1 rRNA gene is annotated in these 603 nt (G+C 51.7%); it reads right to left on the bottom strand.

Annotated elements, in window-relative coordinates:
* Positions 1-37: 37 nt before the first annotated feature.
* Positions 38-603, bottom strand: a 23S ribosomal RNA gene (locus DCO56_RS14705); the annotation flags it as partial.

Here is a 603-nt window from a genome sequence, read left to right as displayed (position 1 = left end):
TTCAAAAATTAAAGAGGAAGACAACAGTGTCTGTCTGCTTGAGAAAGCTTCGGGCTATTAGTACCACTTGGCTTTGGTCTCTCAACCTTTACACCTATGGCCTATCAACGTAGTCATCTCCTACGACCCTATAAGGAAGTCTCATCTCGTGGCTAGTTTCGCACTTAGATGCTTTCAGCGCTTATCTATTCCAGACGTAGCTACCCTGCCGTACACCTGGCGGCATAACAGGTTCACCAGAGGTCTGTCCAACCCGGTCCTCTCGTACTAAGGTCAGATCCACTCAAACTTCCAACGCCCACAACAGATAGGGACCGAACTGTCTCGCGACGTTCTGAACCCAGCTCGCGTGCCACTTTAATGGGCGAACAGCCCAACCCTTGGGACCTTCTCCAGCCCCAGGATGTGACGAGCCGACATCGAGGTGCCAAACCTCCCCGTCGATATGAGCTCTTGGGGGAGATCAGCCTGTTATCCCCAGCGTACCTTTTATCCTTTGAGCGATGGCCCTTCCATACAGAACCACCGGATCACTATGTCCGTCTTTCGACCCTGTTCGACTTGTAGGTCTCACAGTCAAGCAAGCTTATGCCATTGCACTCC

The sequence above is a fragment of the Sphingobacterium athyrii genome (assembly GCF_003071065.1).
Lineage (GTDB): Bacteria > Bacteroidota > Bacteroidia > Sphingobacteriales > Sphingobacteriaceae > Sphingobacterium > Sphingobacterium athyrii.
Note: the sequence above shows the minus strand (reverse complement) of the source record. Positions and strands in the feature narration are given on the sequence as shown.